Raw genomic sequence first — 3,117 nt, forward strand, 5'->3', positions numbered from 1 at the left:
TCGTCATTCGTCGCTCGGCTTTGTTTCTCCGGAGCGGTTCCTTCGGGACTGGATCAAAGCTCAGCAGACCAAGGACGCCGCTGCATAACTCGGGACCGTTGGAAGGCGAAAAACCGAGGGAAGCTCACAGCGCATTGCCGTATCGATGCGCGTAGAGTTTCGCCAAAGGCGTGAAAGTCAAAAGTACAGCCAGGAGCCCGGTAAGCAGACCCGTATGAAATGCGATAGTCCAGTGGGCAAGACTCATGATATTTCCCCAGCTCCCCGGCATGCATGTCATGCACGCACTGGTCGGCTGCCAGAAACGCTGGACAAACAGTCTGACGCGATGATTCCACTCGGTTGACATGATGCATTCCCATCAATGCCGTCGCCACAGCCGGCGCCGCTACACGTATCGTTGAAACAGTTTCCGAACGCTTTAACGAGCTCGCCGCCGTCGTCACGGATGGGTCGACGGTGCGCCGTAGCGGCTTGGCAATAGCCTGGACATGGGGGAATACTACTCCACGATCAGACGGCCGCTGTTTCGACCGAGACCGAAATTCTACTCTTGTGTCTATCGGTGCGGCCCCGTCCGTGACGCGCATCGGACGAGGCGCTTGCGCGCGAAGTCGACGGCCGGTATCGACCCGAAGCGGACGGTCAGCATTCTCCTAAACGGCCATTCGAGCATGCTACGCCGGCTTGCTATCATGGCACTTGGCTCCATCCGCAAGATGCGGTGCCTGGAACCCACGGAGAAATATCTGCATGGAGAAGTTAAGGGACAATCAGCCATTAGGCGTCTTTTCCGACGTTAGAGGCCACTTCCGGTCCGAATATCAGATCGGGCGCAGGTTGGTCTGGGTGAGATGTCACCATCGCCTGAATTGCTTGGAGTGCGTTGGCAAGACTGACGAGATCTTGCCCAATATATGGGCCGCAATACCAGATGCGATCGCCATTGCTGAGGGCTATTCCAGGAATCAGATCCCCGATTTCTGGAGGACGCACGATAAATCTAAACGGGAAGGGCCACGCCTGGACGTGTGGGGTATAGCCGTTACGCCTGAACTTGGCGAGGCAAGCTTCGATATTTCTCGCAATCACAGCTTCGATTACTCGTCACCGACCTTTTCCAAGGACGATTACTGGAACGACGAGCCGGTTTTACTACCAGAGTTGCCTGACCCCTATCACGTGTACGTCATCCAAAACGGCGCCGGCCAACTCAGCGTCGCCATCGATCGATAGCGAGAGATTATTTTAAGCGATACGACGGGCCGTAAATGCTTACAGCACCGCATTAGCGCTAGCGTCGATCAACAATCCCTCCTTAACCCGACCGTCCGCTCATGGCCGATTCGGGACCTTCGAATGCCCCCAAAGCGCCCGTTCAACGCCTCGTTAAGGTGACTGTCACTCGAATGTCGTAATGCCTAACCGCTCATTCCGCCAGATGGTCATAACTAGACCAAAAGAGAAATTTAATAAAACGAAGGCTCCGAGTACAAATGGCCAGACCATCGGGAGAGTTTCCCAACGAGTGACGATTGCCCTATCTGGTGATGATTTTACTAATCGGACTTGCAACTTGAGTTTCAGTAATGCGTCGCGGTTATAACGGCCGTCCTTGTCGCGAATTAGTCGCTCGTAATTCTTCCCACCGTAGGAGTACTCGACTAGAGGACTTAGATTACCGTTTGAACCTGGTTCCAACCGAAGGACGCGGCCCTCGACAACGGTCGAGTCGCTCTCGAACCCCCGCGATGTCAGATAGGCATTCACAGCTCCATAAGTCCATCCCGCAGCAATGATGCATGTTACAGCGGCCTTGAAGTAGAGCACACCGGACGAATCGGGTTTTTCAGTGCACACTGTCCACTCTCGAATGTTGATCGCCTACCGGATTGTCCGGGATTCAGGCGCTGACGTCGATTGACCGCTCAGGGCCGAATTCACTAGGTCGCTCCCGACCGGTCGGACAAACGGTATCCTGAGATCGACTGCGGCACTGTCAATGAAAGTCAGAGAACGGCGGTCGTCAGTTCCGTGTAGATCGATTGTTGCAAATCTAGGTACCAGGGTCGAGCGGCCGAAAGTGGCCGATAACCGCCACTCGCCATCAGCGACAACTGGCCGGATGGCGAACATCGATCTGCCCCATTGGGCTGCTGACAAACTCGGGCTACATCTAGCCGATCCAGACTTCCGCACCGATCGGAACCTCTGCCTTGGACCGCACTTCAAGCGTGCACGACCCGCGTCGCTCCATGGATGGTGGAGACTGAAAATGGTAAGTCACGGTTAGCTGCACTTGACTCACCGAGCCGTCTGGCCGACGAAGCTCGACCTCCATGTTTCTTGGGCCCGAGAAATCCTCTTCAAGAGGGCTAGGCACCACAACTAGACCGCGTCCCAAGATGAAAAATGTGTCTGCGATGGTCAAAAGCCGCCCCACTGTCGCCCCTTTTGGTTCACGACGGTGATTGATTGTCGCGAATCCAAGGACGAAGTCGACCCGTAGAATCATCGACTCCCGTCGGACAATACTGGTCTTCTCGCCGCTTTCCTCTACCTCGTCTATGTGCCGCAGGCGGCTCCAGCCAAATTCAACGTATTCACGCGGCAGATCGAGCGCACGCTGCTCGAACTGAACCGCGAGCCGCTGCCGGCGGAAGTCACGCCCGGCAAGGCCTATCGGCTCAGTTGACGCGCAGGCCGCCGCTCACGCGTCCCTCCCGCCGTCAATCCTGGCGATCGCGCAGGAAGCCGTCGTGCGCGCCCGCCGTCTCCGCGATCGTTCTCAGCAACACCGCACCGCGCAGCAGCGCGCGGCCGTCTTCGCTGTCGACCTCGGTCACGCGCCGCAGCAGCACGCGGGCCGCCGCGTTGCAGGCGCGCTCGAGCCGGACGAAATCCGCTTGCCCGACCCGCCCTCGCACCAACGCGACCGCACGCCGCGCCGCCGGCTCGCGCGTCGCCACTTCGGCCAGCGCAAGCAGGTTGTCGCCGATCGTCCAGGCCGCGAGCAGATCGCGCAGGTCGCGCTCGATGAGGCTGGGCGGTAGATGCCCCGCGAAACCTAGTTCACGCCCGAGACGGTCGGCCGTGCGGCTCAGCCACGCGCTCGCC

At 58.2% G+C, this 3,117-nt stretch carries 2 protein-coding genes and 2 pseudogenes; 2 read left to right on the top strand and 2 right to left on the bottom strand.

Annotated elements, in window-relative coordinates; all coding sequences use genetic code 11:
* Positions 1-127: 127 nt before the first annotated feature.
* A pseudogene (locus tag G3O06_RS49525) lies at positions 128-349 on the bottom strand (hypothetical protein); the annotation flags it as partial.
* 557 nt (positions 350-906) lie between these two features.
* On the opposite strand from G3O06_RS49525, the gene G3O06_RS47405 reads away from it, so the two are divergent.
* Complete coding sequence (locus G3O06_RS47405) at positions 907-1,236, top strand: hypothetical protein (protein ID WP_174974643.1); 330 nt, start codon at positions 907-909, stop codon at positions 1,234-1,236.
* 1,333 nt (positions 1,237-2,569) lie between these two features.
* Positions 2,570-2,695 carry a hypothetical protein gene (locus G3O06_RS49880; RefSeq protein ID WP_277403801.1) on the top strand — a complete coding sequence of 42 codons (126 nt, stop codon included), beginning with the start codon at positions 2,570-2,572 and terminating at the stop codon, positions 2,693-2,695.
* A gap of 34 nt (positions 2,696-2,729) precedes the next feature.
* Here the strand turns inward: G3O06_RS49880 and G3O06_RS47410 are convergent.
* A pseudogene (locus tag G3O06_RS47410) lies at positions 2,730-3,117 on the bottom strand (FUSC family protein); the annotation flags it as partial.

The sequence above is a fragment of the Burkholderia sp. Ac-20345 genome (assembly GCF_017104825.1).
GTDB lineage: Bacteria > Pseudomonadota > Gammaproteobacteria > Burkholderiales > Burkholderiaceae > Burkholderia > Burkholderia lata_B.